Source organism: Paenibacillus amylolyticus (genome assembly GCF_047302515.1).
Lineage (GTDB): Bacteria > Bacillota > Bacilli > Paenibacillales > Paenibacillaceae > Paenibacillus > Paenibacillus amylolyticus_G.
The window spans coordinates 2,393,138-2,418,768 of the sequence record NZ_CP168019.1; the positions used below are offsets into that span (position 1 = coordinate 2,393,138).

22 protein-coding genes are annotated in these 25,631 nt (G+C 43.0%); 7 read left to right on the forward strand and 15 right to left on the reverse strand.

Annotation, left to right across the window (positions count from 1 at the left end; genetic code table 11):
• Window positions 1-2: 2 nt before the first annotated feature.
• Genes ACDJ59_RS10260 through ACDJ59_RS10270 form a run of 3 tightly spaced genes read right to left on the reverse strand, consistent with a single transcriptional unit; the run spans window position 3 to window position 2,070 of the window.
• Window positions 3-362, reverse strand: a complete 360-nt coding sequence (locus ACDJ59_RS10260) for a HesB/IscA family protein (RefSeq protein WP_413408727.1) — start codon at window positions 360-362, stop codon at window positions 3-5.
• The gene (locus tag ACDJ59_RS10265; RefSeq protein ID WP_413408728.1) at window positions 352-687 is read right to left on the reverse strand and encodes a winged helix-turn-helix transcriptional regulator; all 336 of its coding nucleotides are present in this window, start codon (window positions 685-687) and stop codon (window positions 352-354) included. The genes ACDJ59_RS10260 and ACDJ59_RS10265 overlap by 11 nt, the downstream gene beginning before the upstream one ends.
• Window positions 688-711: 24 nt before the next feature.
• Window positions 712-2,070 carry an MFS transporter gene (locus tag ACDJ59_RS10270; RefSeq protein ID WP_413408729.1) on the reverse strand — a complete coding sequence of 453 codons (1,359 nt, stop codon included), beginning with the start codon at window positions 2,068-2,070 and terminating at the stop codon, window positions 712-714.
• 165 nt (window positions 2,071-2,235) lie between these two features.
• Here ACDJ59_RS10270 and ACDJ59_RS10275 point away from each other — a divergent pair, with 165 nt between their 5' ends.
• Both ACDJ59_RS10275 and ACDJ59_RS10280 read left to right on the forward strand, forming a co-directional pair.
• Window positions 2,236-2,895 (forward strand): helix-turn-helix transcriptional regulator, encoded by a 660-nt coding sequence (locus ACDJ59_RS10275; RefSeq protein WP_413408730.1) that lies wholly within the window; start codon window positions 2,236-2,238, stop codon window positions 2,893-2,895.
• Between the two features lie 200 nt (window positions 2,896-3,095).
• A complete protein-coding gene (locus tag ACDJ59_RS10280; protein ID WP_340914613.1) occupies window positions 3,096-3,497 on the forward strand; it encodes a VOC family protein in 402 nt (133 codons plus the stop codon).
• 29 nt (window positions 3,498-3,526) lie between these two features.
• Here the strand turns inward: ACDJ59_RS10280 and ACDJ59_RS10285 are convergent, their stop codons facing one another.
• Window positions 3,527-4,705 (reverse strand): MFS transporter, encoded by a 1,179-nt coding sequence (locus tag ACDJ59_RS10285; protein ID WP_413408731.1) that lies wholly within the window; start codon window positions 4,703-4,705, stop codon window positions 3,527-3,529.
• A complete protein-coding gene (locus ACDJ59_RS10290) occupies window positions 4,695-5,534 on the reverse strand; it encodes an SDR family NAD(P)-dependent oxidoreductase (protein ID WP_413408732.1) in 840 nt (279 codons plus the stop codon). Before ACDJ59_RS10290 ends, ACDJ59_RS10285 begins: the two co-directional genes overlap by 11 nt.
• Before the next feature lie 155 nt (window positions 5,535-5,689).
• On the opposite strand from ACDJ59_RS10290, the gene ACDJ59_RS10295 reads away from it, so the two are divergent.
• Window positions 5,690-6,580: a LysR family transcriptional regulator gene (locus ACDJ59_RS10295; protein ID WP_413408733.1), complete on the forward strand. Its 891-nt coding sequence runs from the start codon at window positions 5,690-5,692 to the stop codon at window positions 6,578-6,580.
• 3 nt (window positions 6,581-6,583) lie between these two features.
• Here ACDJ59_RS10295 and ACDJ59_RS10300 read toward each other — a convergent pair whose 3' ends face one another.
• On the reverse strand, window positions 6,584-7,471 hold the full coding sequence (locus tag ACDJ59_RS10300) for an AraC family transcriptional regulator (RefSeq protein ID WP_413408734.1): 888 nt from the start codon (window positions 7,469-7,471) through the stop codon (window positions 6,584-6,586).
• A gap of 155 nt (window positions 7,472-7,626) precedes the next feature.
• On the opposite strand from ACDJ59_RS10300, the gene ACDJ59_RS10305 reads away from it, so the two are divergent.
• Window positions 7,627-8,559, forward strand: a complete 933-nt coding sequence (locus ACDJ59_RS10305) for a DMT family transporter (protein ID WP_413408736.1) — start codon at window positions 7,627-7,629, stop codon at window positions 8,557-8,559.
• A gap of 36 nt (window positions 8,560-8,595) precedes the next feature.
• On the opposite strand, the gene ACDJ59_RS10310 is transcribed toward ACDJ59_RS10305, so the two are convergent.
• Entirely contained in the window at window positions 8,596-9,279 is a 684-nt protein-coding gene (locus ACDJ59_RS10310; protein ID WP_413408738.1) for a TetR/AcrR family transcriptional regulator C-terminal domain-containing protein, read from the reverse strand.
• Between the two features lie 136 nt (window positions 9,280-9,415).
• Here ACDJ59_RS10310 and ACDJ59_RS10315 point away from each other — a divergent pair, with 136 nt between their 5' ends.
• A complete protein-coding gene (locus tag ACDJ59_RS10315) occupies window positions 9,416-10,768 on the forward strand; it encodes an MATE family efflux transporter (RefSeq protein WP_253508603.1) in 1,353 nt (450 codons plus the stop codon).
• 97 nt (window positions 10,769-10,865) lie between these two features.
• On the opposite strand, the gene ACDJ59_RS10320 is transcribed toward ACDJ59_RS10315, so the two are convergent.
• The 5 genes from ACDJ59_RS10320 to ACDJ59_RS10340 all read right to left on the reverse strand — a co-directional run bounded on the left by ACDJ59_RS10320 (window position 10,866) and on the right by ACDJ59_RS10340 (window position 15,882).
• Window positions 10,866-11,882, reverse strand: a complete 1,017-nt coding sequence (locus tag ACDJ59_RS10320) for an alpha/beta hydrolase family protein (protein WP_413408739.1) — start codon at window positions 11,880-11,882, stop codon at window positions 10,866-10,868.
• Window positions 11,875-12,519: a GNAT family N-acetyltransferase gene (locus ACDJ59_RS10325; RefSeq protein ID WP_413408740.1), complete on the reverse strand. Its 645-nt coding sequence runs from the start codon at window positions 12,517-12,519 to the stop codon at window positions 11,875-11,877. The genes ACDJ59_RS10320 and ACDJ59_RS10325 overlap by 8 nt, the downstream gene beginning before the upstream one ends.
• 12 nt (window positions 12,520-12,531) lie before the next feature.
• Window positions 12,532-13,299 (reverse strand): MerR family transcriptional regulator, encoded by a 768-nt coding sequence (locus ACDJ59_RS10330; protein WP_413408741.1) that lies wholly within the window; start codon window positions 13,297-13,299, stop codon window positions 12,532-12,534.
• 142 nt (window positions 13,300-13,441) lie between these two features.
• Window positions 13,442-14,419: an alpha/beta hydrolase gene (locus tag ACDJ59_RS10335; RefSeq protein ID WP_036615620.1), complete on the reverse strand. Its 978-nt coding sequence runs from the start codon at window positions 14,417-14,419 to the stop codon at window positions 13,442-13,444.
• Between the two features lie 164 nt (window positions 14,420-14,583).
• Window positions 14,584-15,882, reverse strand: coding sequence for an NCS2 family permease (locus ACDJ59_RS10340; protein WP_017688352.1), 1,299 nt, complete (start codon window positions 15,880-15,882; stop codon window positions 14,584-14,586).
• 570 nt (window positions 15,883-16,452) lie between these two features.
• Between ACDJ59_RS10340 and ACDJ59_RS10345 the strand changes: the two genes are divergently transcribed.
• Window positions 16,453-17,304: an aldo/keto reductase gene (locus tag ACDJ59_RS10345; RefSeq protein WP_413408744.1), complete on the forward strand. Its 852-nt coding sequence runs from the start codon at window positions 16,453-16,455 to the stop codon at window positions 17,302-17,304.
• A 127-nt stretch (window positions 17,305-17,431) separates the two neighbouring features.
• Here the strand turns inward: ACDJ59_RS10345 and ACDJ59_RS10350 are convergent, their stop codons facing one another.
• Genes ACDJ59_RS10350 through ACDJ59_RS10360 form a run of 3 tightly spaced genes read right to left on the reverse strand, consistent with a single transcriptional unit; the run spans window position 17,432 to window position 23,768 of the window.
• Window positions 17,432-21,880 (reverse strand): carbohydrate binding domain-containing protein, encoded by a 4,449-nt coding sequence (locus ACDJ59_RS10350; RefSeq protein ID WP_413408745.1) that lies wholly within the window; start codon window positions 21,878-21,880, stop codon window positions 17,432-17,434.
• A 43-nt stretch (window positions 21,881-21,923) separates the two neighbouring features.
• Window positions 21,924-22,802 (reverse strand): carbohydrate ABC transporter permease, encoded by an 879-nt coding sequence (locus tag ACDJ59_RS10355; protein WP_076210648.1) that lies wholly within the window; start codon window positions 22,800-22,802, stop codon window positions 21,924-21,926.
• A gap of 15 nt (window positions 22,803-22,817) precedes the next feature.
• Window positions 22,818-23,768: an ABC transporter permease gene (locus ACDJ59_RS10360; protein WP_017688355.1), complete on the reverse strand. Its 951-nt coding sequence runs from the start codon at window positions 23,766-23,768 to the stop codon at window positions 22,818-22,820.
• A 146-nt stretch (window positions 23,769-23,914) separates the two neighbouring features.
• Here ACDJ59_RS10360 and ACDJ59_RS10365 point away from each other — a divergent pair, with 146 nt between their 5' ends.
• Window positions 23,915-25,624: a sensor histidine kinase gene (locus tag ACDJ59_RS10365; protein ID WP_083669649.1), complete on the forward strand. Its 1,710-nt coding sequence runs from the start codon at window positions 23,915-23,917 to the stop codon at window positions 25,622-25,624.
• Window positions 25,625-25,631: the final 7 nt, after the last annotated feature.

The window sequence follows — 25,631 nt, forward strand, 5'->3', positions numbered from 1 at the left end:
CATTAATCACATTTTTTCACTTCGCCACGATAATTGGCCATTCTGAAACTGGCCCCGCATCCACACGAAACTTTGGCATTTGGATTATTCATGGTGAATCCGCCTAACATTCCGCTCTCTTCATAGTCAATCTCAAGACCATCAATATATGGAATACTGTTTGCGTGAACCAATATTTTAAATTGCTTTTTATTTAACACAGTGTCTTCTTCTGCCTGTTGTTCATCCACGATAAGGGTATAAGATAAACCACTGCATCCCCCTTCATCAACGCCTACTCTAAGGAAGGCATTTTGGATATCCGCACCTGATAAGATCTCAACGATTTTGTCCGATGCTGTATCACTGACCTCAATAATCATCTTTATTCCTCCCGGTGGTATCATTTTGAAATTTGGTATCCCAGTCCATTAGACAGGGTATGAATGCTGCAAGAGCAGCTCCTTTTGGCGTAAGTTCATAAATAATTTGTGTAGGACGTGTCACTATTGTTTTTTTGACCAAATGATCATGTTGAAGACCCTTTAAACGTCTGGAGAGGATCATTTCGGAAATGGAAGGAATGTTATCGAATATTTCACCAAATCTCTTCGGGCCTTGAGACAGAGCACATAAAATATGGATCGTCCATTTCGTTCCGATGATGCGATAAGCTGTAAATAGTTTATTCGGATCTTCAGTGAACAATGGTCTGTACACCCACTTTCTTATTCATCCGCGTGGTGAGATCCGAGTGCTGGCAATGATACTCGTGACGATCAACAAGAGATGGAAACCCATGGCTACAATTAAGCCGGATTGAAGTGACATACCGCCAGCCTGACACACGACAAGAATGGAACCACCAATGCCGATCACTACGCCAGGTGTAAAAGAATCTGCAAATTGCAGATTTGCCGAGGTTTGGCCCACGCCTTCTTCCCCCGTTTGGGAAAATGCGACAACACCGCTAATCGGATGCGCCAATCCAATACCAACTCCTGCAATGATCTGACCAATAACTGCAATGGTAACGGTCACAACAGGTACCCAAAATACGATGGCAATCCCTATGGCAAGTAACAATACGCCAAGAATAATTCTCATATGACGTCCACTGCCCTGATCTGCCGCATCCCACCGTCCTTGCAGATACGCAATGATACACCAACTTAATGCAGCACTCGCCACAATTAATCCGGCCTGAGAAGGTGTAATTCCTTTCACATCGATTAGAGCCAATACCAGGAAATTCTGTGTACTAGTATAGGCAGCGAAGAACAATCCACGTGTTGCCAAAATAGCTGGCATTCCTCTGCGCAACGTAAGTGTTCCCTTCGGTAGCAATTTACGGAGAGGAAATATCATCAATACGAAGCCAATTATGACTAAAACAAATCCCATAATGCTCGGAAGCCTACTTAGACCAACCAGGAAAATCCCTGTACCTAACGTTAAGAGTAACGCCATCCAAGTGGATGAAGATCCGCTATCCCCTCCCGTCTTCTGCACTTTCAATTTCCTAAAGGCAGGTAAACTAAGCAATGCTGAAACCACCAGCACAGGTAAGATCCCCCAGAAAACAAAGCGCCAGGACCACTGATCTGCGATAACTCCTGCTACATAGGGACCGAGCATGGACGGAAGAACATAGGCAGTACCAAATGCTCCAAGAATTTTGGCACGCAGCTCATCCGGGTAACTTAACGATATAGCTGTATACACACAAGTCATCATAGCTCCGGCACCCAAACCCTGTAGAGCCCGTGATCCTATCATGGTATACATGTCGCCTGCGGTTGCGGCAGCGATCAGCCCTACGATAAACAACAGAAGTGCAAAAGTGAACGGTGCTGCAGGTCCTCTTTTATCAATGATTCGACCGACGACCAGCGTCCCGATAATCTGCGCAAGCAGATATGTACTGAATATCCACCCGAACAGGCTAAGACCGTTCAAGTCTCCAGCAATTGAAGGAGCAATGGTGGTGACGGATAAACCTTCGAATCCAACGGCCATCACTGACAAAATGATTCCTATGGATAATGCAAAATAACGCGGGCTGAAAATACTCTGATGATTAGAAGACATGAAATGTGACCTCCAAGAAAATTGTTATGTATACATCGTATCCGGATACTTAGTAAACATTTTTGTTTATAATGTCTAAGCTACAGTTCGGCTTTGACTTTGTCAACATTTTTGTTTAAAATGTAGTTAGTCATTAGACTCAGTTGCGTCATAAGGAGGTGCACCATGAGCGGAAATCAAACCAAAAAGGATGCCTCGACCAGTACCCGGAGAGCAATTATTAATCTGTTAAAAGAGCGCGGGGGAATGGATGTTATGGCACTCTCCACTCAGTTTTCGTTATCTGGAATGGCTATTCGTCAACATCTGAATGCGCTAAAAGGAGAAGGATTGGTTACCACTGTGGAAGAGGCCCGTCCCATGGGTCGCCCCACCAAGTTATGGATATTAACTCCCGCGGCTAATCGTTTTTTCCCAAGTGGATATTCCGATTTATCCGTCAGCCTCATCAATTCGATGAAAGAAGCTTTTGGTACTGAAGGGCTGGACAAGCTGCTGGATGTTCGAAATAAAAATATGCAAGAACAATATCTTCAGCATCTTGGGGATGCATCGGATGTTCGAGAGAAATTGGAGAAATTGGCCGAGATTCGCACCAATGAGGGTTATATGGCCGAGGTTCAGGAGCAGGATGATGGCAGTCTCCTACTCATTGAGAAGCATTGCCCCATCTGTGAAGCGGCCGCGGTATGTACCGGGTTATGCAAGAATGAGTTACATTTATTCAAAACAGTTCTAGGCGATAATGTTCATATTGAACGGGGAGAATACATTCTAGCCGGAGGAAGAAACTGCGTATACACCGTTAGGCAAAATAAGTCATGACCAAAAGAGCAACCTCATTGGAGATTGCTCTTTTGGTTTGGATTTTGAACTGATTAGAACGATGCAGATTTCTCTAAATTATCCTTCATTATACCCGTTATTTCTAACTCCTTCATAATCGTATGTACCCGATTATGTAATTTTGAATTGAGATAGAGTATAGTAAGAGTGTCGAAAATATACTCTAGGAGGCTACTACCATGTCACAAAAAATTTGGATGAACCTGCCGGTGAAAGATGTTGTGAAATCCACTACCTTTTTCAATGAGATTGGATTCCATGGGGAGAATGTTGGTAACGAGAGAGCCCAGCTTGTCATAGGCTCAACAACGATTCTCCTGTTTCCGGACGCAACGTTTGAGAAATTTACAGGTGCCAAAACCGCAGATACTTCCCATAGCGCAGAAGTGATATTTTCCATTGGTGCTGACAGCAGAGAAGAAGTTGATGCTTTTATTGAAAAAGTCGAGTTAGCTGGAGGAACCATCTTTGGCAAGCCGGGTGAAATAGACGGCTGGATGTATGGCGCGGGATTTGCCGACCTGGACGGTCACCGCTGGAACCTGCTCTACATGGATGAGAGCAAAATGCCGAAACGGTAATGTATAACGCTTATCACTATGTCCGCCTCTTATCCTCCAACTTTGAAGCCCTCGAATCGGCCAGTCATGGAGATTCTGAAGTAATTCGTTACGATACTAAAGATAAGGAACACGATTCCTCCAACTACAATATATTGTGTACTTATTCCAGTTACGATTAGTCCACATACACTAGCACCAAGTGTTGTTCCCAGGTTGGAAGAGGTCAGAAAGATCCCATTCGACAATTCGGGTGCCTCTGGTGCTGCCGATACCACCCAATATTGAGTGATGTTGCCGCCTATGCCTCCTAAGATCCCCCAAATGAAAATAAGGAAGGCTGTTGGCACACTGAATTGTCCAAAGGTGAACAACAAGATGTATACCGTTATTAATGCAATGGGATACATCTTGATCGTTCTTAAAGGGAAATTAGCGAGCAGTTTCCCTGCTATCATGTTCCCAACCATATTGGCCAAGCCATATAGAAATAACAACACACTGGCGGTGTTCCAGTCATATCTTGTCACGGTTTTCAGAAACTCAGCAAGGTAACTATAGACCCCAAATACAGCTCCGTTCATGAAAATCACGCCAACAATGGATAGCCACATCACGGATCTTCTCAATACATACAGATGAGTACCCATAGAGATTCTTTTCGTAACTGGCATGGAGGGCACAAAAAGAAGTGTTGCTACAAATGCGACGATTGTTACGGCGGCAAAGAACAACATCGCATAGAACAACGATGTGCTGGTGGCAATCAAGCTCGAAAGGGGTACTCCAAGTACCATGCCTGCCGACACGCCTACAAATACTTTAGCCACTGCCTTCGGCGCTTCTTCCTTGGGGACTGACGCCGCTGCGACCGTAAATGCCAATGAGCAATAGACAGGATGGAAAAAAGCCGGAACGACACGTGCAATGACCAATACCGTAAAGTTCGATGTGATGGCGGAGACCAGGCTGCCCACAATAAAAATGCCAAGTACGAACAACATAACATGCTTGCGGTTCATGCCCGAAAATAATAAGGGTAAAATGGGGCCAGATACAGCAACCGCAAGCGCAAAAAGACTCACAATCAAACCAGCGGTTGAGATACTGACCTCGTAATGTTCTGCAATCAAAGGCAAGATTCCGATTACGCCCATCTCCGTATTTAAAATACTGAATACACCAAAGGTCAGAATGAATACAAGCAGGTGATTTCGTTTAGTTGTCATATGCCATGGATTTAGAGAGATCCCGGTAAGCATTGATCTCTGTCTGAAGGTTGGCAATTTTCTGCTCTGCAATGTCTATCGCGTCGGCTCCTGCAATGAAGCGTTGCGGCGGTTGGGCCTCGTTTGCAATCTTGAGGAGGGCCTTGGCAAGTTTTTTTGGATCTCCCGGTTGCTGCCCGTTCTGATTATTAAAAAATTCCATATGTCCAGCTCTCCGGTCATCATAATCTTCAATCGAGGGTTTAGCAAAAGTTGAGGATGCGTCCGTAAGAAATTCTGTTCGGAAAAATCCGGGATTGACTATAGTCGTATGAATACCGAAAGGAGCTACCTCAGGAGCCAGTGCCTCCATCCATCCCTCAAGCGCAAATTTCGCAGCACTGTATGCCGAGTTAAACTCAAATCCTGAAATGCCAGCGCCAGAAGAGATCGAGATCACATGTCCTGAACGTTGGTTACGCATCACAGGTAATATGGCCCGGGTAACGTGCATGGAACCAACCAACGCCACCTGTAGCTGATGTTCAATCTGGTCCGGGGTCAGTTCCTCAAAATACCCTCCACAGAAATGTGCCGCATTATTAACGAGTACATCGATTGCCCCGAACCGTTCAATTGCCGCCTTAACTGCGGAATGTGCATCTGCAGGCTCGCAAACATCTAATGAGACAACCATTACATTCTCGGACTCACCGATCGCACGAACCACTGCATCAGGATTCCGGCCCGTAGCCACAACCTTGTGTCCAGCAGTTAAAGCAGCCTTCGCAATAGTAGTGCCCATACCTCGACCAGTGCCAGTGATAAACCATACCTTTTTCTTATCCATATCAATCATTCCTTTCAATTTCTTCTCCAGTTGCCTTGCTCTATAGTTTAGCGTTTATACACCGCATAGCAAATACTCATATCTCATAACAAGATATGCTTGAAAGGCATTTCTGGTTTATTGTAGAATATAGAAGGATAAAAGGAGGAGTTAAAATGGAGATTAGAGTATTGCGTTATTTTCTTACGGTCGCCAGAGAAGGAAGTATTACACGCGCTGCTGACTTCTTGCATGTTACGCAGCCCACCTTGTCCAGACAATTGAAAGACCTTGAACAAGAGTTGGGAAAGAAATTATTTATTCGCAGTAGTTACAGTATTATTCTCACAGATGAAGGTATGCTTTTAAGAAATAGAGCTGAAGAAATTGTGGGTATGGTCGATAAATTAGAGGCAGAATTTGAATCCATGGAAGAAACCATAAGTGGTGATATTTATATTGGCGGTGGAGAAACGGAAGCCATGAAACAGATTGCAAGAGTGGCAAAAGACGTGCAGAATAAATATCCCAATATACGCTATCACCTATACAGCGGCAACGAAGATGATGTAACTGAGCGGCTCGACAAGGGACTCCTTGACTTCGGTATTCTAATCCAGCCAGCAGATGTTTCCAAATATAACTATATCAATTTCTCAGACAAGGATGTTTGGGGAGTGGTTATGAGAAAAGAAAGTCCACTCGCCTCCAAACATACGATTCGATCTACTGACTTATTGCATGTTCCACTGATCTGTTCAAGACAGTCAATGAAGCAGACATTTTCGAAAAATGAGTTTGCGGACTGGTTTGGTGAAGATTTTGACAAATTAAATGTCGTTACTACATACAATCTTGCATATAATGCTGCCATTATGGTTGAAGAAGGCATTGGTTATGCATTAACACTTGATAAAATAGTGAATACGTCCAGTGAAAGCGATCTTTGCTTCAGACCTCTAGAGCCAAGACTTGAATCTGGCTTAAATATCGTTTGGAAAAAACATCAGGTCTTTTCGACTGCTGCGGATTTGTTTTTAAAAGAAATTCAGGCTAAAATTGTTTAGCATTTATACAGGGTGTGGAGAGCACCGAAACTCTTTCGGTGTTCTTTCTTCGTGCTTTTTGAAAGACTGGATAAAGTGATTAACGTGATTAAAGCCTACTTTCTCGGCGATCTCGGTTATTGTATCATTCGTCGATAATAAGAGATCTTTGCTCTTCTTAATCCGGTAATTAATCAAGTACTCGTATGGCGTCATATGAGCCGTTTTCTTAAAACATCTGGTGCACTCTGAAATGCTCAAATGTGCGACATCAGCAATCTCACGAAGCGTAACCGGATGAGCGTAATTTTGATGGATAAAACTGAGCATTAACTGTAATCTCTCCTGCTGACGCTTCTCGCTTCTTGGGGTTTCTCCGGAAGGAATCGAAATGTTGGATATCAATACAAACCATAACTGTACCGTTTTAATAGAAATTTCATATTCCCATCCCCATTTTTTCTCTGCATTAAACGTCTCCCTCATTCCCCAAAGCATGTCTAATATCTGCGTTTCCCACTCCGAATCTTTTTTAATCACAAGCGAAACCAAGGAAGAATTTGTATACGGCAATACATAATTTTTTTCCATTGCACTGTCTACATGAAAGGCTAATAGCTTTTCCGGAAAATTGAAACTAACATATTGACCATCATGTGTCAGCTCTGTTGTGATATGAAGAATTCTCTTGTTGATCAGGATTGCCTGACCCGTTTCCAATGTATAATCAATTCCGTTAATTTGGATAACAAGCTTTCCTTTTGTGACTAATGTGATCTGTAGATCTTCGTGCCAATGTAGATCGTTGAACCCTCTTCCTGGGGGGATACTTGTATGACGTGTATGTGTGTACATGATATAGGGAAACGAAAGGTCCGAATACAAAATATCCTCATAAAGTTGCTTCACCATGTTATGACGTTCCTTTCTTTGACGATATATCTATATTATATAGTGATTTAATTGCACGAAATCCACAAAAATAATGATATTATTATATCAAATCTACGGCTTATCACAATAGCCTGTGCACAGACGACCGGATAAGAACTTTTGGAGGCTTATTTGTGAAAGAAAATAAATTATCGCTGCTTTTTCATCCCTATGTATTGCTGTTTATCGCCATTTTGTCGGTATCCGTCTCTTCAATCATGATTAAATCTTCGGATACTCCGACCGCTATAGCCGGTATGTACAGGTTGTATATATCAGCCATTATTATGCTTCCGTTTATCCCTTGGAAGACGATCCGATTCTTAAAAATGAATTCAAAGGATTGGAGCACAGTTTTTCTGGCTGGCCTCCTACTAGGTCTATATTTCTTGTTTTGGATGGAATCGCTGGTGTATACCTCAGTCGCTAGTTCCATGGTGATTCTGGCGCTGCAACCTTTGTTTGTGATGATCGGGTCATACTTTATGTTTAAGGAAAGAGCGAGTATACCTACCATTCTATGTTTGATTACCGCCCTGTTCGGTTCGGTGATCATCGCCTGGGGAGATATTGGCGTTTCAAGAGAGGCTCTGATCGGAGACGGTCTGTCACTAATAGGAACCATACTGGTGTCGGCTTATATGCTGGTGGGACAGAAAGTCAGTCGAAAAATCGACGCGAATATATATAGTGTTGCTGTCTTTATTATTGGCGGAAGTGTCCTGCTGGTCTACAGTTTATTGAATAACTTTTCGTTGACCCATTACGACTCATCCGATTGGATGTATTTCCTGCTACTTGCGATCATACCTACCATTTTTGGTCAATATATTTTCAATCTGCTGCTCAAATCCATTGGTGCAACAACGGTTTCTGTAGGCATTATCGGTGAACCCGTTTTGGCCATTATGCTGGCGTATCTAATGTTGGGAGAAACCATCTCTGCTTTTCAATTCGTAGGCGGATTAATTACATTGTTAGGCATGCTGATGTACTTTGGGCTGAAATCTTACCATGTTCAACTTTCGAAGTTCCTGCGCTTTAATCGATTCAGAAAATTAGGATAAAATGAATGTGCTGATTAAGCAGAAACCCACCGGAATTTATTTCTCGGTGGGTTTCTTTATTACTTGTTCGATCCCCAACAAAATCAGTTTCAAGCCGAACTCGAAAGCTCCGTCGGTTCCCATCACCTCAAACAGACCATTCTTGTACATCCTGCTGAAAAGTCCAGCTTCCTTCTCACTCATAGAATCCAGAAGTTGGATCATCTCTTCACCCTGAAATGATTCCTGATCCTTAAGAACAGCAGATATATTGCGCTGATGCTGATAATCGTCTAGTACAAAATAGAATACATAGTTGACCAGTGTAAGAACGGCCTGTAATTTCTGCTCTTGCTCTAGTGGTGTTGATTCCATGCAGAGCAACATGCGGTTGGTGAAGCGGATCATGTCCGGTTCATGGGGCAGCGTCATCATCATAAGCTGTGTGGAGCACGGGTATCTGCTGAGCACACTCCGTACTGTCACCGCAAGCCCCTCCATCTGCTCCTTCCAGTCCCCTTCAGTGTGAAACTCGTCCAGAATTATTTTCGATATCTGGTTGGCCAGACGCTGGTAGAGCGTCTGCTTGCTCTTGAAGTACCAGTATAGAGATGGAGCCTGAATCCCCAACTTGTCTGCCAAGCGTCTCATGCTGAATTTCTCGATGCCCTCTTCCCCGAGAAGCTCCCACGAAATTTCCAAAATCTTATCTTCCGAAATCTGAGGCTGTTGTTTTTTCATCAGTATCCGCCCTTTTATCTAACAGTTTAAGTTTACGCTTTACAGGTTCATAAGTTCATGATAACATCTAACACTGTAAGGTTCAATCTAACGGTGTTAGATTGGATCAATATTAACGAAGAAAGTAGTGACCCACATGGATGCAGAAAACCTCCATTACTTTGAAAAAGCACCAATCGCCAAAGCCGTAGCTCACTTTGCTGTCCCGATGATGCTAGGCACGTCAATGAGTGTTATTTACTCCATCTTGAATGCTTATTTCCTTGGCACACTGGGTAATACGGCAATGTTAACCGCACTCGCATTAACTTTACCTTTATTCGCGGTCATCATGGCCCTTGGTAATTTAATTGGTATAGGCAGCGGTACATTCATCTCTCGTTTGCTGGGAGAGAAAAAAGTCGATGATCTGAAGCATGTATCTTCATTTGCCTTTTACAGTAGTTTAGTTCTCGGGATTATTGTGATGGCCGTTGGGCTCCCGCTGATTGAACCAATCGTTCATGGGCTGGGGGCAACGCCAGAGTCCTTCGGATTTACGAAAGAGTATGTCACGATTATGCTTATGGGTTCACCCTTCGTCATCTTATTCTTTACCCTGGAGAATATCGTGCGCTCAGAAGGTTCAGCAATGACTTCTATGACCGGTATGATTCTCAGTGTTGTTATAAATATTATCCTTGATGCACTATTCATTTTTGTCTTCCATTGGGGCGTGATTGGCGTTGCATCTGCTACCGTCATCTCCAACTTGGTTGCGAGTGCATTTTACGCTTACCATATGAGTTATAAGAGTCAATTCTTAACCGTCTCCCTGAAATGGTTCAAGGTAACAAAGGACATCCTGAGCAATGTGTTCAAAATCGGTGTTCCCGTCTTTGTTATGAGTGTCTTTTTGGGTGCAATGTCGCTTATTCTTAACCTTTTTCTTGTCGAATATGGGGATCAGGCCGTTGCGGGGTATGGAATCTCATCACGTTTACTGCAATTTCCTGAATTTATTCTGATGGGCTTGTGCGAGGGAGTTGTGCCGTTGATTGCCTTCTCATTCACAGCGAACAAATTACGCATGAAACAAACGATTGGATTCACGATCAAAGCTATTTTGGGCTTAGCCGTCCTGTTCGGTGTTATCGTATATCTGATCTCTGACCACTTGATTGGTTTATTTACGACTGACCCGCAATTAATTGAAATGGGTAGCTACATTCTGCATGTAACCTTCTTATCCTTGTTTATTACAGGAATGACTTCTTTGTTTATGGGGATCTTCCAAGCAACAGCCCAAGGAACCGCCGCGTTTGTTATGTCCATAATTCAAGGGATTACACTAATTCCTGTATTGTATATCGCTAATCAAATGAATGGCTTTCATGGAGTGATCTGGTCGCTCGTTATTGCGGATGCCGTGGCGTTCCTAGTTGGGGCCATTATGTTATATGTTTTGCGGACCAAATTGCAGCCGGATCTGGAACATTTGGCACAGTAGTTAACGTATAACACGCAAAAAGGCAGGATAAGGGCGCTCCCTGACCCTGCTCTTTCATTTCGAAATGACAATTATCTATCTGATCGTAAACCCTCTGTTATAAGGAAAACGCGGTCAACATATGTTCTATTTCATCCATATACCCATCCACTGTAATGCTTCTCGGAGCAAACAGAAATCGTAGTGATTGTTTCCATTCCGAGCCTGCAATAGAGGTTGGTAACATCGAATGTTCTGTATTAGAGAAGATTTTCACATGAAGCAAGGAAGATGGCTGAATTCCTTTACGATATGCTTGCTCTGTATCAACAATGTCCACATTCACATCATCTTCTCCAAGCAGAAGGAGTACAGGGGTTTTGAAATGATGCAAATCCGCCGTGGCATCTGAAGCAAAATTTTTCTTTATGAAGTTCCAACGTTCTTTGGAAATCAGATCATCCTCTCGAGCAATCTTGGTGTACTCTTCATATGTGCCATGTTTCTTTAAAATCTCTTTAATCTGGTTTTCATAATCGACCTGATTTTGAATCTCCTCCGTGGAATGACCGTCTTTCGCCATTCGGCTACGTGTGTTGTATTCTCCCTGTTCCAACCAGTTTATCGCTGGTGATACCAAGATACTGAAGGCGAGATGTTCTTTCCCAGCAAGCTTAGGAATCACCCAACCTGCTTGGCTGGCACCCCATACGCCTATTTTGGAATCATCAATGATGGATTGTTCTTTCGCCCATGCAATTGCTTGTTGTGCCTCCACAACACGATCATCCATGCTTTGATCTAGCCAGTTTCCCTCTGAACCCCCGATTCCCCGTTTATCTAGCGACAAGGATGCATACCCGATCGATGCCAGTCGCTCCCACAACGGTTTGTATCCCTCACCCTGAGTAGAGTCTATCGAACCGTCACCGTGAATAAACAGTACTAGACCTAGCTTGCCTGAATGGTTTCTGGGTAACGTGAGCGTACCTGTTAACTTACCCTGTGGAGATTGAATTTCAATGGTTTGTTCCTCCATGTCAAAATCACTTTGATCGACTATGTACAGTCCTGCACCAACCATCAGTAAGATTGCCACAATAACTGAGATGTATCGTTTTTTCCAATTAAACATAACTATCTCCTTTGTAAATCATGTAATGCCATTGATTTTCGCCTAAGAGCAGGCCGGTCAGAAAGCTGTTTGTGCTATACTGCTTGCGAAATTGATAGCGTTCATATAACTGTATCGCTTGATGATTCTGACTTGCCACATGCAAGCTAAGAGATGACATTGATTTCGATTGCAACATATATTTCTGTGCCCATTGAAGCAACTGCGTACCAATTCCCTTGCCTTGGTGCTGTGGATGTACAACCAGATCTTCCACATAACATTCGCCTAATTTAGGAGTATGCTTCAGCAGATGTAAACCAGTTATTAACTGAAGCAGTTTCCACATGCCAACTCTATTGCAGTGGCTCCACCAATGAGGATTGGCACGAACGCTTGTTATTGCTGCTCTGTTATCTGCTTCCTTCCATTTCAAGCACATGGTGCCAACAATCTCCTCATTTTCACGAGCAATGATACGAAGAGTACTTTGTTCCATGGGCGGATAATTGAGCAACTGTTCAAATACGTAAGCCAGATCAGTTATGGACAATGAAGTGATCTTTTGAAATTTGTGTCCAAAACCATAAGCCATGAGTTCAGCAACAGCTTGATGAAACTGGGGACAAACGGGTTCTATCTGAATGGAAGTTGTCACTGTGTGCCTCCCCTAATCGATCATTTGTAACAACAGCTCATAATGAAGCTTTTCTGGTGTGAATAAAGATAAATAAGATTTTTCTACCATAATAAGTGGACCGTGATAGGGATAGCCCTGATCTTCTGCGTAAGCATAAAATTCGTTGATATGTTCTTTGAGTTCAGCTTCAATTTGTACATATACATGACGAGAAAGGTATTTTCCTCTAGGCAAAACTAAATCGTTTGCTCCCTCCTTTTGTGTATAAATTCCTACGGTGTCCGTCTCGTCGTACGCATAATGGATGTCGGCTTCAAATAAATTGGGAATGTTTCCTTTATGTTGGGTCAGTTGCCTTGCTTGCAAGTACCCTTGCGCTTCCATATGGAACCACAGGGATAAGTGAATCTCCTCACGAGTATCAATATAATAAGTCACTTGATCCTCATCACGTGGAATATGATCTTTCTCCTGCAGCAACTTGCTGATAAGGTGCTTTGTTTGCTGAAGCTGAGTGATGGCTGCTTCCGTGTCTGCTAACGCTTGGCGAAATAATGATGTGATTTGAACGGTTGTCAGGTTACTCAAACATTCCTTGATCATTTGAACAGACAGTCCCATTTTGCGAAGCAATAAAATATGAGATAGACGGTAAATTTCATCTACCCCATACATCCTGTATTGGTTTTCTGCTATATAAGCAGGGTGTAACACCCCTTTTTCTTCGAAGTATCGAATTTGATGTACAGAGACTTTCATCAGCTTTGCCAGCTCACTAATCGTAATTTCATCACTCAACCAATTCACCACCTTTGCTGTTTTTCATATTACAAGCATAAACCTTAGGTCTGACCTAAGGTCAAGTCTTTATTTTAGCCTCTCCTGATAACAAAAAAACCACGGCACCAGATTCGGTACCGCAGTTTATTAATCAATCATCCTATTGGATTTGTTTCATGTAAGATTTGAATTCCTCGGCAATTTCTTTGTATTTCGTATGATGCAGGTAATGTGAACCTTCCATTGGGATCATTTTGCCCTGCGCGGATTGTTTGGCTTGTGCTTCATGTAACGGAATCCACTGCGGGTTTTTCTCGTTATTGGATTGAACAAAGAGAAGCACTGGCAGATCACTAGGATACGTGAGTTTTTCTCCATTTTTGAAATTGGAACCCAGATGTTTAAGCTCATTTACTAATGTCGGATTTGTCGAGACTTGATTCGAAATCAACTTCATCTGTTCTTTGGTATGTTCATCATAGTCAAGTGATGCATATGAATCACCACTCACTTTATTGAGTACTCTCATTAAGCCTGATTTTTGAAAGAATTTCATTAAGTTCAAAGGTAATTTAACATCCATGCCAGGTTGATTCGGAACACTGCTATCGATCCCGACAAAAGCAGAGACTTCATCCGGATACGTGTTCACATAAGTCGCCGCGTACAGTCCCGTGATGGAATGCCCCATCAGAATATAACGATCTATACCGAGCTGTTGTACAGCTTCATGAATCTCACTAACAATATTCTCGGTGGTTCTCTCCGTTTCGGTTTGGTCACTTAACCCATAACCGAAAGGCTCAATCGCCACAACTTTGTAATCAGAAGTTAATTCATCGATTAACAATTTGAAATCAAGTACTGGTGACGGTGTTCCTTGTCCGGGAAGTAACACGATGGTTTGTTCGCCGCTACCTTGAATGGATACATTCATATTCTTCCCATCAACATTGACATATTGGCCGTACGATTCGATTTTCTTTTTCTCTGCCCCATTACTTATCGTATGAACGACAAACGTGATGCCCATGAACAGCACCAGCGCGCCGACAATACCACCTATTATTTTCAACCATAAGTACCGTTTTTTACGGCCCTTAGTCCCCGTTGTTGTTACATCCACTGCTTCTGCCATTTCCATCTTCTCCTGTCCTTTATATCTGTAGAGCCGCTCTTGCGACATAGGTATAGTGTAACCATGGAAGATGTCCCCTTCGTGACGGGAATATGAACGGAGTATGAACTACAAAAAAAAGAGAGCTGCTTGTTGAGAGCAGTTCTCCATAGGATAAGACAGTTTTAGTGGTCCAGGAACACAAGTTGAATGAAGAACAATACCGCAAAAATGTAGAAGATTGGATGAACATCTTTACCTTTTCCACGAAGCAGCTTGAGTACCGGATAAAAGATAAAGCCTACGCCGATGCCTGTCGCAATACTATGCGTCAATGGAGTAAGGATGATAATCAGGAAGGCAGGAAATGCTTCTTCGAGATCATCCCATTTGATTTTGCTGATAACGTTAATCATAAAGTATCCAACAATGATTAGTGCCGGAGAAGTGATCGCCGGAATGCTTGATATTACACTTACGATTGGTGTGAAAAACAAAGTCAGCGCAAGCAGCACACTTACCGTTACAGCGGTCAGTCCCGTTCTTCCTCCGGCGGCAACCCCTGTGCTGGACTCGATATAAGCTGATGTTGGGCTTGTTCCGAGCAAAGCGCCACTGGTTGTTCCTACGGCATCTGCCAATAATGCGCCACGCGAGCGTGGGAATTTACCATCCTTAAGCAATCCTGCTTGTTCAGCAACGCCGAGCATCGTGCCCGTCGTATCAAACAGTGTGATCAACAAGAAGGTAAATATAATTGTATATAAACCATTCGAGAATACCCCTGCCAGATCCAGTTGCAAAGCCGTTGACGCGAGGCCTTGTGGCATGGATACAATCGATTCCGGCATTTGGAATAGTCCCATGATCCAGGCAAGTATCGCTGTTACCACCATTCCAATGAACAGGTAACCTTTCACATTATAAGCCATCAGCACAACGGTAATAATCAATCCGATAATGGTCAGATAAGCCATCGGCTCAGCCAAGTTCCCGATCGTAATCAAATTCGATTCTGAATCGGCAATAATCCCGGCATTTTGCAAACCTACCGTTGTAATAAACAATCCGATCCCTGCGGTTATGGCATGTTTTAAGCTAGCAGGAATTGCATCAAGCAACATGTAACGGAATGAAGTCAGTGATAAAATAATAAACAAAATCCCTGCTATAAATACGGCTCCCAGTGCAACTTGCCAAGATACGCCATACCCGGCAACTACACTATAGGCAAAGAATGCATTCAGGCCCATACCCGGCGCAATGACGATTGGATAATTGGACCATATTCCCATAATCAGAGTTCCCACAATACTTGCCAGTACCGTTGCTATGAATACTCCGTTAAAGTCCATGCCTGTGCTGCTGAGTATTCCTGGGTTTACGATAACTATGTATACCATTGTGAAGAATGTTGTAACCCCTGCGATAATTTCTGTGGGGATGGTCGTGCCTCGTTCTTTAAGTTTGAACCATTTGTCCATGGTAAAGCCAGCCTCCAACTTTCAAATTATACTCCAAAGCTAAAAACAAAAAATCCTAATCTTCATATAGGATTGTAATATTGTCGCTCCTATATTCGTTGTTAGGATTAAAAGATTCAACAGCTAAGCTCTAAACTAAACATAAAGATACTCATATCTGTTTTCAACCTGAAGTCCATTTCGTATTCTAATTAAAATTACATGCAATGTCAATGAATTAACGATTTGTTCACAGTTATTTACGAACTATACAGACATTATCTCTTGTGTTCATTCGTTTTTAGAATAGAGTAAGTACGTATCGCTCAATGTCTGCGATATATGAAGAAAAGACTGCCAGCAATGTTTACTGACAGTCTCTTGCTTAATTCGTAGTAGGTTTCTCTTCATATTCGCTGGTTAATTCTTTAAGCGATTTGATTTTGCCATGGGGATGCTGTCATTCCTGGACAACTTTATTCTGCATGCATAGGTAATAAGAGAATTAGGCAAGCATATAAGACAAATTAGATATCGGTTTTTAGAGCAGGAATGCCATAATATAGACATGCCACAACTGGAGGTTAATATATGCAAAAAGTAATTTTAAATAATGGTGTTGAGATGCCTATTCTCGGCTTTGGTGTGTTTCAGATTGCAGATGCAAACGAATGTGAACAAAGTGTTATGGATGCCATATCGGCTGGGTATCGTCTCATTGATACTGCTGCCTCTTATCTAAACGAGGAAGCCGTGGGCAGAGCAATCAAACGTAGTGGCGTGGCCAGAGACGAATTATTTGTCACGACAAAACTTTGGGTTCAGGATACGGGTTATGAACGTACCAAACAAGCATTTGAAAAATCCTTGGAACGATTGCAATTGGACTATTTGGATTTATATTTAATTCATCAACCTTTTGGAGATGTACATGGTTCTTGGCGTGCAATGGAGGAGTTGTATCGTGAAGGAAAAGTACGTGCAATCGGAGTGAGTAACTTCCAGCCGGATCGTCTGATCGATTTGATTCTGCAAAACGAAGTAACTCCTGCTGTAAACCAGGTCGAAACACATCCCTTCAACCAGCAGATCTTAACTGGACAATTCATGAAAGAAAATAATGTTCAGATCGAGTCTTGGGCACCTTTTGCTGAAGGAAAAAATGACTTGTTCCAGAATGAGGTATTGTTATCTATAGGTGAAAAGTACAACAAATCGGTTGCTCAAGTGGTTTTGCGTTGGTTGACACAACGTGAAGTCGTGGTTATTCCAAAATCGGTTCGTAAAGAAAGAATTATTGAGAATTTCAATATTTTTGATTTTGAATTAAGCCAAGCAGATATTGAGTCGATTACTGCGCTAGATACCAAACAGAGCCTATTCTTCTCCCATAACGATCCTGAAATGGTGAAATGGATTAGTACTCGCAAATTAGATATCTAATCCTATCTATCCAATTTAACTATCTATTCCTTCTCTTCACGGAGAGGTCAAAAAATCCGATTCCGGCATCACGGAATCGGATTCTTCATTTATTATTGTAGCCTCAATAATATAGAGAATTCAGAAGCTAATTGGCAGGACCCAGATTAATCAAGCTGACCTCGGATAATGAGACGGTTGTGTTGCCATCTTGCTCACCATCAATGTTACCCAGATCAAATGAAATTCGAGTATTCGCATAGCTGTCTTCTGTTGCATCAAATGTAAACGTGAACTCCTGTTCTTCTGGAGTCAAATCAACTCGTGCCCCAAAGAAACCATGCCATTCATAGTTGGCAGCGGCATCGACCCATCCAATCCCCAAACCCAATTTCCTGGACTTCTCCGCTTTGGCTTTAAACGTTAATTTATATTTAAAACCTTGCTGTATGCCAAATCCTTCATTGATGACTTGACGATCCCATGGATGCTGCCCTGCATGACCAATCTTGGCTTGAAGCTGTTGATTGTTAACTTGCATCTCAAGGTCCGCTGCATTACCGTCCGCATGGGTAAACCAACCTTCCTTACCTTTGGAGAAGTCTCCATTAGGAATAAGATTAACATGAGCAGGCTGCCCTCCTTGATCTGCATTCGGATTCACTTCATATAATTGGACGTTATTGATGTGAATCGAGTGTTCACCTGTAGATAGCGGATATCCTAATCCGAATGCAAGCATAGCTGCCGAATCGGAGGTATCCCCCATGGTGATTGTGTAACTATACGACTTTTGATCCGCGGTTAATTCCACTTCTTCTTCAAAATACTTCACAAAATCCCCTGCATTCTGAGAAAGAACCGCTTGCATGGATTTAGGACTTGAAGAGGATGCCTCGAAGGTAAGTCGGTACGTTTTGTTTGCATCAAGTTTGATCTGATCTTGTTGTAACAAAGCATCCCACCACTGTTCACTTGTACCAGGCAAATTAATCGTTAATCCTTCGCCCTCGTCATGTGAGGCTGTCAGATCATTAGGAATTATCTCCCAATGATTCAGATCAGCTGTTAGCTCACTGTTCTGAATTTTGTTTTGTGAAATATCCACCCAACGTGTATTATAATCTGCTCCTTCAAAATTCACATAATAGGGTTTGCCTGCTGTCAAGTTGACCCTTGGAAAATACACCGTTTTATATGCTTGCCATCCACCCGTGTCTCCGAGACTCAGGTCTGATTGTGCAACGGTTGTACCTTGTTCATCCTGAATGCTGAACTGAACCTTGGAATCACTTTTTCCACTGGCCATTCGGGCAGACAGAACATATACTCCGTCGTGAGCTACATCGATTTTATATTGCAGCAGATCTCCCTGATCCATGTAACTGACATGTTTTCCTCCTTCTACGGAGTCCTCCAGTTGTAAGCCTTGCATCATCCAGGCTTCGGTTGCAGGAACATGTGCGTAGCCATTCACTGACAGAGGTTTGCCGCGTTTCGTCAGACGAACATTGTCCACATATACCTTACCTTTAGAACTGCCAAATAACAGTCTTAGCTCGGATTGTGCGATTGATGCTCCATCTCCAATGATGATTTCTCCGGTGAATGTTTTCATTTCTTGGTTCAAGGAGAGGTTTTGCCCTTGATGAACCTGTACCGTATGCCCATTACTGCTGACAACATCAATGTCGATGCTTCGCGGTGTGTCTGCCTTGGCATCTAAGGAGAAACCATACGTTGTATTCGCTTCCAGCTTCAAATCCGGTTGGTTCACCGAAACTTGTTGTGGGTCATTATTCGTTTGAGTTACATCAACAACCAGTTGACGCTCCATAATCGGGAATTTCGAAAAGTTATTTACACTTATATTGGCTGCCGCACTGTCCTGAATGCTGCTTGACCAGAATCCCAGACGCTCCTTGCCTTGATCGAATGTGCCATTGTAAATAAAGTTGCCATCAGGTAGCGCGTTTCGTTCGACAGGTAACGGATCAGCTTCACCCACCTCAATCAGTCTGGCATTGGCAAACCAAACGGTTGTATCATCCAACCCCAGATTAAATTCGAATCTGGCATTGTTATCCGTGCCATCCCGCATATTGAAGGTGTAGTCATAGGATTGCCAATCTGTCGTGAGTGCAAAGGTGTTATCACCCGAATAATTGGTCCAACTTTTTTCAAATTGGTTCAGTTTGGACATGATTGTACGGTTAGCAGATGCTTTCGCATCAAATTGTATCTTGTACTTTTTGTTTTTCTTGATGTACATCGGCATCTGAGTGAGTTGAACCGAGTAGTTTTCAGTACCCGATGCATCAATGGTAACTTCTGCTGCTTTCCCTTTCTGCTCATCCGTTACAACTTTGACACTGCCAGCTCCATCAGCATTTGTGATGAATTTCCACTGAAGAGGCACTCCATTGTCTGCAGACCCTTCCGCAAAACGATCATTGTAGATTTGATTGCCATTGGTTTGTGGGTCACGCTGTTGCGCAGGCTCGATGGGATTTGTTGTTACATCAGGCCATATGTCTAGATTTTTGTAAGTATATACTCGCACAAAGTCAACATTCATCTTTTCGGAAGTGAAGTTGCTTTCAGGTGCCCCCGGCCAGTCTCCTCCAACTGCCAGATTCAGAATCAGATAGAATGGACGATCAAATGGTGCAGGGAACGTATAATACTCGGGTTGGCCCGCGGCCTTCGTTTGCCAGTTGGTCACTTCATGATGCAGCTTTCCATCCACATAGAAACGAATCATACCCGGCAACCATTCCACCTGGAAATCATGATAATCGTCAGCGAAAGTTTCTCCCTTCGGAAGAGTAAGGCTTCCCTGATCATGTCCATGGGAGCCGTCAGGCTTCACACTGTCATAATGCAATGTGCTATATACCTTGTTATTACTCTCTTTGCCACCAATTAGCTCCATAATATCGATTTCTCCAGAGGCAGGCCATCCACCATAATGTGCTTCATCTGTTGGCATCATCCATATGGCAGGCCACATGCCTTTTTCAATAGGAAGCTTCGCACGTACAACTACTTTACCGTAGGTCCAGTCGCCTTTTCCCATGGAGATCAGTTTGCCAGAGCTGTAATCTTTACCGTTTTTCGGACCCTTTTTTGCTTCAATCTGCAACACGCTTCGATTCTGATCTTTTGTAATGCGAGTGTTATCGGGGCTGTAATATTGCATTTCATTGTTATAAACGAGTCCTGTATCCTGCACGGTCCATTTGGAAGAATCAATCGAAGGTCCGTTAAACTCATCATTCCAGACCAGCTCCCATTGATCATGCGGAATCGTTGTTGCTGGAACCGGTTTTTCGCCCGCCGGATTGCTTGGTGTAGACGGTGATTGCCCGTCTGGAGAAGATGGTGTAGGTGTGCTTGTCACATTGGTTGAACCACCAGGCTGCGCTGAAACAGGTTGTTGGGCTTCACCCACCATGGATGTGCGCAATCCTTGTATTACTTTCTCTCCGTTAATAACAACATCAATGGCGTCTACACTTAATTTTTGGATTGTACCTTTGGTATCCATTTGAGTCTGACTCGCTTCTGCATGAATATTCATGGAATCAATCAGGCTGTTTGAAGAGATCTCCAGAATGGATTTCTGCTTTACATGCATCTCCTGAATGTTACTTTCTTCCGTAATGGCAACTCTGACGGGTTCCCCACGTTTGTCAACGACTACTCGCTTCAGCTTGGAGTTGTTAATGTTGATGGAATGACTGCCTCCGCCTTTAATAATGACACTTCCTGTAACCGTTACGCCCTGAAGAACAACAGATCCCTCGCCAATGCCTTCTGCCAGCAGCAGATTTCCATTGACAATCATATTTTTCAACGTGACATCTGTCGATTTAATAATCAAGTTGCCATCTACCCGGGACTCATATGTTCCAGGAGTGCTTTTTACATCTGCAATCATCGCTGACAGTAACTCTGCCGTCTCCGCTCGTGTAATCGGGGCTTTGGGATTTAATTTGCCTTGGAAACCTTTTATAATATTTTCGTTCACCAGATAGGTAAGCGCTTTCTTTGCATAGCTGGAAAGTTCATCTGCATCCTCAAATTTCAATCCTTCACTATCTTCATTTGAAGTCGCTGAAAGTTGGAAAGCTCGATCTACCATAACCGCTGCATCTTGGCGTGTAATCGGTTGTTGCGGTGACAGATGTTCACGGTCTGTTCCTTCGATGATGCCAGAACCATTCGCTCGTACCATTACGTCATAGTACCAATCGTCTGAAGTCATATCCACATATGAGCCAGTCGCCGCATTACCGGTGAAACCAAAGGCTCGATCCAGAATCATCACGAATTCAGCTCTGCTAATGACCTGACTGGGCTTGAATGTACCGTCCGTATAACCTTTCAATAAATTCAAGTCTTGCAAACGTGTAACTGCAGATTGTGACCAATGCCCGGTCAGGTCTGTATAGGGAACAGAGAAGTGCAGGCTTTTTGCCTGCACATTTCCCACCTCCGCTTGACCCTGTACACTTTCTGCTCCAGCAGTTGCTGGATAAACGAGAGAAGCCATTAAACTCCATGCCACCATACATGCCAGTCCTTTTCTCATCCTTCTTCCTCCCTCAGCTCAGTTATCCTTGCATTTGCATAGCCTATTCCTTAACTGCTCCAATAACGATCCCCTTAACGAAGAAACGTTGTAAAAACGGGTATACCATCAGGATCGGAAGCGCGCCGATAAAGATCTGTGCTGCGCGTACGGTTCGCTGCGAGATATTCTCCAACATGGAAGGATCGACGTTGATTTTGCTGAGATCTTGCTGAACGATAATGGTCTGTAATAGAGAAGCAAGTGGATAATTTTTAATATCAGACATATAGATCATGCCGTCGAACCAGGAGTTCCACTGATACACCATCGTAAACAAGGACAAGGTTGCGATAGCTGGAAGCGACAGTGGTACGTAGACCAGAATCAACGTTTTGATATGACCTGCGCCATCCAAATAAGCTGCTTCCTCAAGTTCTTTGGGCAGACCGCGGAAGAAGTTCATCATGAGAATAACGTTCCACACGGACAGTGCCCCAGGCAGAATAAGCGCCCAGATTGTATTCATCAAGCCAAGCTTCTGGATCAGAATGTAACTTGGAATCAAACCGCCGCTGAACAAAATGGTAAATACGAAAAACCACGTATATAAGGAGCGGCCTTTAAAACTGATATCTTCCTTCGACAACGGAAATGCGGTTATGAGCATGATGACCATACCAATGATCGTCGCAATTACAGTCCGTTTAAGTGATACGATCAAGGAGTTGATGAAGTTTGAATTCCCGAATGTTTTCACATATGCGTCGGTTGTGAACCCGATGGGCCAGAAGGTAACCAGGTTTGATGATGCTGGCGCCATACTGCTGAATGAAACAGCCAATATATGAATAATTGGTAAAATGCAGAGTATCGATAATATCCCAAGAAAAGTATAGTTAGCGATGCTGAATATGCGGTATCCTTTTGTTTTATAATACAAGCCCTTTTCTCCTCTCTAGAAAACTCGATAATTAGCTAGTTTGTAAGCCATTCTGTAAGATATAACAATCAAAATGGTAGCAACCACAGATTTGAACAACCCTACTGCTGTGGCGAAGCTCATCTTCCCGTTCAGAATCCCGAGTCGATATACAAAGGTGTCAATGATGTCGCCTTTGTCATACACAAGCGGATTGTACAAGTTGAACACCTGATCAAAACCGGCGTTCAGGATATTGCCGATAGAGAGTGTCATCAGTACGATTGTAATCGGCATTAATGCCGGAATCGTAATGTGCAGCGTCTGTTTAAATCGGTTGGCCCCATCCACCTCGGCAGCCTCGTAGAGTGCAGGATTAATGCCTGAGAGAGAAGCCAGAAATACGATCGTACCAAAACCAAATTCTTTCCACACATCACTGAGGATCAGCGTTATTCGGAACCATGTACCGTCTCCCAGGAAGAAGATCGGTTCTCCTCCAAAGGCTACGACAAGCTGGTTGACCATGCCGCCCTGAGGAGACAGGATATCGAGCAGAATACCACCGAGAATAACCCATGATAGGAAATGCGGTAGATACACAAGCGTTTGACTTACTCTCTTGAATGCCGTCAAGCGTACTTCATTGAGCAAAATGGCAAACAAGAATGGAGCGAATAGTCCTGCGATGATTTTGAAAAATGCAATGACCAGCGTATTCCAGATCACCTGACCTACGTCCGGATATAAGAATAAATATCGGAAATTGTCCCAACCCACCCATTTGGATTCAGAAAATCCCAAGTATGGTTTGAAATCCTGAAAAGCAATTACAATGCCGCCCATCGGTATGTACTGAAACACCAGTGCCAGCAATACAGCTGGAATGAGCATCATATGCAAGGTCCAGTTCCGTTGCATATTCCAGCGCTGTTTAACCCTGGTGGAGCGCCGTTTATGCGGCGTTTCTAACGTATGTTCCTTCACTCCTGCATCCCCCATGTTCTAAATTTTGTATTTTACAAGTCATCGTGAACTTGTATATTAAAATTATAGCAATGGAAATTTGTGATCTATATCCTAATATTGCAACAACGATATCAATATTTTAATAAGATTAAGGAGGTTGGACTTTGTTCACACGCTTGAATGTCTTTACCAAAATTACACTGTTGTTTGTGATGCTGCTTATTCTGGTGCTGTTTCTCTATACATACTCGAACCGGGAAAGCGTGCGTGTTATCGAACACGAGATTCAGAACAATACCATGAATCATCTCTCAACATTTGCTGACTCAGTAGAATCCAACATTTACCAATTGTCGTTGTATGGGATGTCTATCGGACAAGATTCGAGTATTCAGGAATATCAACGCCCCGACTACAAGGACATTCCCTATGAACGTGTCAAAGTTGGAAGCGCCATTCTGGAAAAGATGAATCTGTACAATGCAGCAAGCAAATGGCATTCGACCATCACACTATACTTCCCGCGGATGCAAAAAGTGATATCAACGGATTATTATGCTTACATTCCGTACAGGGATGATGAATTTAAGGAGCCTCTCTCGCAATCCTGGACCTATGCCGATAATCAATTTATTTGGTACACCACCGATCCAACGACAGCGATGGCGAGACCTGGCAAAGCCAGATTGATTACCAAAATCAGTTTTCCAGTTCATCACTTAACTGCGCTTCTTAATCAAAACAAGTTAAATAATAAAGGCGACCCGTTCATGTTCCATCCCGATTATGGATTAATCAGCAATAGTTCTGGAAAGGAAACCTTGAACGCGATTCTGCCTTCCCTGAAAGAAGCAAAACTGCAGGCCAGCGGTGGATTCAGTACAACGTTGAACAAAACGGAATATTACGTCTCTTATATTCAATCCAAGAGCCTCGGCTGGTATTATGTTGACTATGTGCCTATGCAGCAAATTTTGAAACCGATTACGAGCAGCCGGAATCTTTTTTACGCTTCAATTGCCGTTCTGATCGTGATGAGCGTTGTTGTATTATATACACTCTACCGAAGTGTGCAGCTTCCACTTTTACAGTTGGTGAAAGGGACGAATCGCCTGTCCACCGGGGACTTTTCCGTTCGGCTTCATCATTCTGCACGCAATGAGTTCAGCCTGTTATTTGCACGTTTCAACATCATGGCTCAACGAATTCAAGAATTAATCGAGAATGTATATGAGGAGAAATTAAGAAGTCGGGAAGCCACGCTCAAACAGTTGCAATCGCAGATTAATCCGCATTTTCTATATAACTGTCTGTTCTATATCAAGAACATGGCCCGAATGAAAAATGAAAAGGCCGTGGTAGCCATGGCACTGAATCTGGGGGAGTATTACCGATACATAACCAGGTCCGAAAAGGATCAAGCCACGCTTCGTGAAGAACTGACGATGGTCAAAAATTATTTGGAAATCCAGTCACTTCGTCTGGAACGAATGCATTTTACAATCGACGTGCCCCATGATATTTTAGATAAAACAGTTCCCAGACTAACCCTCCAGCCTATTATTGAGAACGCTATTATTCATGGTCTGGAGCCCAAATCGGTAGATGGTGAGATTAAAATCTATGCGGACTGTGAGGATGATGTGTACACCATTATCGTGGAGGACAGCGGGCTTGGCATGTCTGAGAAACAACTTGATCATCTGAGAGATAATCTTCTTAAACCGCTGGATGAGAATATGGGATGTGGTACATGGAATGTCCATCAGCGTTTATCTTTTCTGTACGGTGAAGGATCTGGACTATCTTATGATCATTCTTCAATGGGTGGGATTAAAGTTAACATCACGTGGCACGACAATACAGACAAGTAGGTGAACG